This window comes from Arthrobacter sp. Hiyo1 (assembly GCF_001263615.2).
GTDB lineage: Bacteria > Actinomycetota > Actinomycetes > Actinomycetales > Micrococcaceae > Arthrobacter.
The window spans coordinates 50217-54010 of record NZ_DF952476.1 but is presented as its reverse complement, the minus strand read 5'-3'; the positions used below and the strand labels follow the sequence as shown (position 1 = coordinate 54010).

Genomic DNA, 3794 nt, shown 5'->3' with positions numbered 1-3794 from the left:
AGAACATCGCGACGCCGGCCGCGAACGTCACGGCGGTCAGTCCCAAGGCGGGCGTCAGACCGTGCCACAGCGCGAGGTGGCTGGCGCTGGCTGCGTTTGTTCCGGCAGCGGGTTCCACAAAAAGCGCCGCATACGGCTGGATCCAGCCGTCAACGGGATCCGGCCACAGGCCGTACACGATGGTGAGGAAGCTCAAGACGGCCGGAGCCGCCAGGAACGATGGCTGGATGGCCTTGAAGGGCGTCCGTTCCACGCCCGGCTTGGTGGCGAACGCACCCAACATGAAGCGGGCACTGTAAGCGAATGTGAGGATGGACCCCAGCACCAAGCCGACTAGCAGGACCAGCCCCCACGGTTGGGAAGCAGGGCCTGTGCCGTAGTGGACGAACGCTTCGAACACGGATTCCTTGGCCACAAAACCCGCCAGCGGAGGTATGCCGGCCATGGACGCCGCGGCGATGCCCGCCACGATGGCGAGCGCCCTTGAGGACTTGTACACGCCCGAGAGCTTGCGGATATCGCGCGTGCCGGATTGGTGGTCGATGATGCCCACCACCAGGAACAAGGAAGCCTTGAAGAGTCCGTGCGCCAGCAACAGCGCGAGGCCGGCCAGTGCGGCGTCGGGCCGGCCGAGACCCACCACCATGGTGAGGAAGCCGAGCTGGCTGACGGTTCCATAGGCGAGGATGAGCTTGATGTCGGTCTGCCGGAGCGCCCGGTAGCCGCCTACCAGCATCGTCGCCAGGCCGAGCCCAAGCACCAGCGGCAACCAGTAGGGGCTTTCGCTGAATCCCGGAGCCAGGCGGGCCACGATGTAGATGCCGGCCTTCACCATGGCCGCTGCGTGCAGGTAGGCGCTCACCGGGGTGGGCGCGGCCATGGCCCCGGGGAGCCAGAAGTGGAAGGGGACCAGCGCCGATTTGGTAATCGCACCTACCAGGATGAGTACGACGGCGGCGGCAACCGCACCTTGCGCAGGTCCCGTGACGAGGGTGGCCGCTTGGGTCAAGATGGCCGAAATCCGGTAGGTTCCGGAGGCCTGGCCCAGAATGATGAGGCCCACGAGCATGGCCAGGCCGCCGGCGGTGGTGACCATGAGCGCCTGCAAAGCCGAACGCCGCGCGGACAGGCGGGTCCGCGCATAACCGATCAGCAGGTAGGACAGGACGGTGGTGAGTTCCCAGAAGATGAACATCATCAGGAGGTCGTCCGCCGTCACCAGGCCGAACATCGCGCCGGCGAAGGCAAGCAACTGGGCCCCGAATCCGCCGAGGTCGGCATCCTTGTTCTTGAAGTACCGGGCGCAATAGACCAGGACCAACGCGCCGACCCCCAGGACCAGCAAGGACATCACCCACGCCAGGACGTCCATGCGGAAGGCGAATTCAAGCTTGAGGTTCGGAATCCATGGGAGGGTCTCTTCGATGAAGCCGCCCGTGGCGGCTCCGCCTTTTCCGGGATAGATCCGGTCGTACTGCAGGAGCAGCCAGACAAAGGCGAGGGCGGGAACTGCTGCAAGGACGTAGAAGGCATTCCGTTGAAGTTTCCGGAAGATCCAGGGCGCCACAGTTGCCGCTGCAAAGGTCACGGCAAGAACTGTGATCACTGGAATCTCCGCAAAGTCAGGAATAAGTTGTCAAAAGTTGGAGCAGGCGGTCAAGCGTTGGGTTCGGTGCAGGTAGTTTATCAACCATGAACATGGCAACTGCGCCTGAGGCCCCGCACCCGTCATCCGAGCTTGCTTCGGGGCCTGCCCTGTCGAACAAGGGCCAAATCCTTGCGTGGGCATCCTGGGACTGGGGTTCCGCGGCATTCAATGCCGTCATGACCACCTTCGTGTTCACCGTCTACCTGACGTCCAAGGCATTTGGCGGGGAAGACTCGGCGTCGGCGACGTTGGGTGCCGCGCTGGCGATTGCCGGCGTCGCGATTGCGCTCCTGGCACCGGTCACCGGTCAGCGCTCCGACTCCGGTGGCCGCAGGAAACTGTGGCTGGGGGTCAACACCGCCCTCGTGGCTGTCCTCACAGGCTCGTGCTTCTTCGTTTTCCCCAAGCCCGAGTTCCTGCTGCTGGGCGTCACGTTGGTTGCGCTCGGCAATGTGTTTTTCGAGTTCGCCGGCGTCAATTACAACGCCATGCTGGCCCAGATCTCCACCCCTGCCAATATCGGCAAAGTGAGCGGCTTCGGTTGGGGAATGGGGTATCTGGGCGGGATTATCGCGCTGCTCGCGGTGCTGCAGCTTTTCGTCCAGCCGTCTTTTGAGTGGTTCGGGGCCTCCACCCAGGACAGCCTGAATATCAGGCTCGTGGCTGTCTTTTCCGCGCTCTGGTTCTTCATCTTCGCGCTACCGGTCCTCTTCGCCGTGCCGGAGCTCTCCGTCAAGAAAGCGGAATCCCGGCTCGGGTTCCTGGCCTCTTATGGTTTGCTCGTCCGCCGGATCAAGGCCATCTATCGAACCAGCCCGCACACCATCTACTTCCTGCTCGCGAGCGCCATCTTCCGCGACGGCCTGGCGGCGGTCTTCACCTTCGGAGGGGTCATTGCTGCCGGGACTTTTGGATTCGAGCTCAAACAAGTCATCTTCTTCGCGATTTTCGGCAATGTGGTTGCCGCCGTTGGCGCCATGATCGGCGGATTCCTGGACGACAGGATCGGGCCCAAGTCCGTCATCGTCATTTCCCTCATGGGACTCCTGGTCGCCGGCACCGTCATCCTGGTGCTTGGCAACGGCGACTACGTATTCTTCGGGACCCATTGGGCAGGCAGCACCACTTTCTGGGTGTTCGGACTGTTCTTGTGCCTCTTCGTGGGACCGGCGCAAGCTTCCTCCCGCGCCTACCTCGCGAGGCTGGCGCCCGACGGCGAATCCGGCGAGCTGTTCGGGCTCTACGCCACCACCGGCCGGGCCGTGAGCTTCCTGGCGCCGGCCCTTTTCACCCTGTGCATCACCTTGGCGACGCCCCTGGTTGCCCCGGGCGCGGCCCAACGCTGGGGGATCCTGGGCATCATGGTGGTGCTCCTGGCCGGCTTGCTGGTGATCCTGCCCGTCAAGGCACCCGACAAGACGGAAATCGCCACAGTGCCGCTGAGCTGACAGCTGGGCCTCACGCAATCTGCCACAAACTCTTGATCTTTGATTGTTAGTAGAGTTTACTAACTCACATGGAAGCCCTTCGTGACCGCCAGCGCACCGATCGAACAAGCGCAGCGACCCTGCCTTCGGACGGGCGCGCCCACAATCTCTCCTTGGTGCGCCAAACGCTCCACTCTGCAGGGGCGATGAGCCGTGCGGAACTTTCCCGGGTCCTGGGCCTGACCCGTGTCACGGTATCGGACCTCGTCTCGGACCTCCTCGAACGCGGCCACGTCGTGGAACTGGGACAGTCCGATGAAGTCCGCCCCGGCAAGCCGGCCATCCTGGTAGACATCAACCGCCGGGGCCTCCAAGTGATCGGCATGGACTTGGCGGAAAATTCCGTGCTGCGTGCCGCCGTCCTGGACCTTGACGGCAACATCCTCGAAAGGGTCGAGCGGTCCATCTCCGAGGAGACCGGCCCGGACGTCGTCAACGAGGTCCTCGAACTCGCTTCGGAAGCCGTCGGCCGGGCCACCGCCACGCTGCTCGGGATCGGCGTCGGGACCCCCGGCATCGTCAATGCGGGCGGCGAGGTCACCACGGCCCCCAACTTCGGATGGACGGACGTCGCCCTGCGCGATCTCCTCCAGGAGCGGACCGGCCTTCCGACCCTCGTTTCCAACGATGCCGACGCCGCAGTCCATGCGGACCACACT

General features: G+C 64.0%; 3 protein-coding genes. 2 read left to right on the top strand and 1 reads right to left on the bottom strand.

What is annotated here, in order from left to right:
- Window positions 1-1606: proton-conducting transporter transmembrane domain-containing protein (locus AHiyo1_RS20685; protein ID WP_275937088.1), on the bottom strand; the 1606-nt coding region annotated here is incomplete at its 3' end.
- Between the two features lie 86 nt (window positions 1607-1692).
- Between AHiyo1_RS20685 and AHiyo1_RS20680 the strand changes: the two genes are divergently transcribed.
- On the top strand, window positions 1693-3096 hold the full coding sequence (locus AHiyo1_RS20680; RefSeq protein ID WP_059389839.1) for an MFS transporter: 1404 nt from the start codon (window positions 1693-1695) through the stop codon (window positions 3094-3096).
- A gap of 185 nt (window positions 3097-3281) precedes the next feature.
- A partial coding sequence (locus tag AHiyo1_RS20675) for an ROK family transcriptional regulator (protein WP_253257515.1) occupies window positions 3282-3794 on the top strand: 513 nt, incomplete at its 3' end.

What these genes read in the sequence shown, in the direction of transcription:
- AHiyo1_RS20680 (WP_059389839.1), top strand. Translation starts at nt 1,693, where the DNA reads ATGAACATGGCAACTGCGCCTGAGGCCCCGCACCCGTCATCCGAGCTT.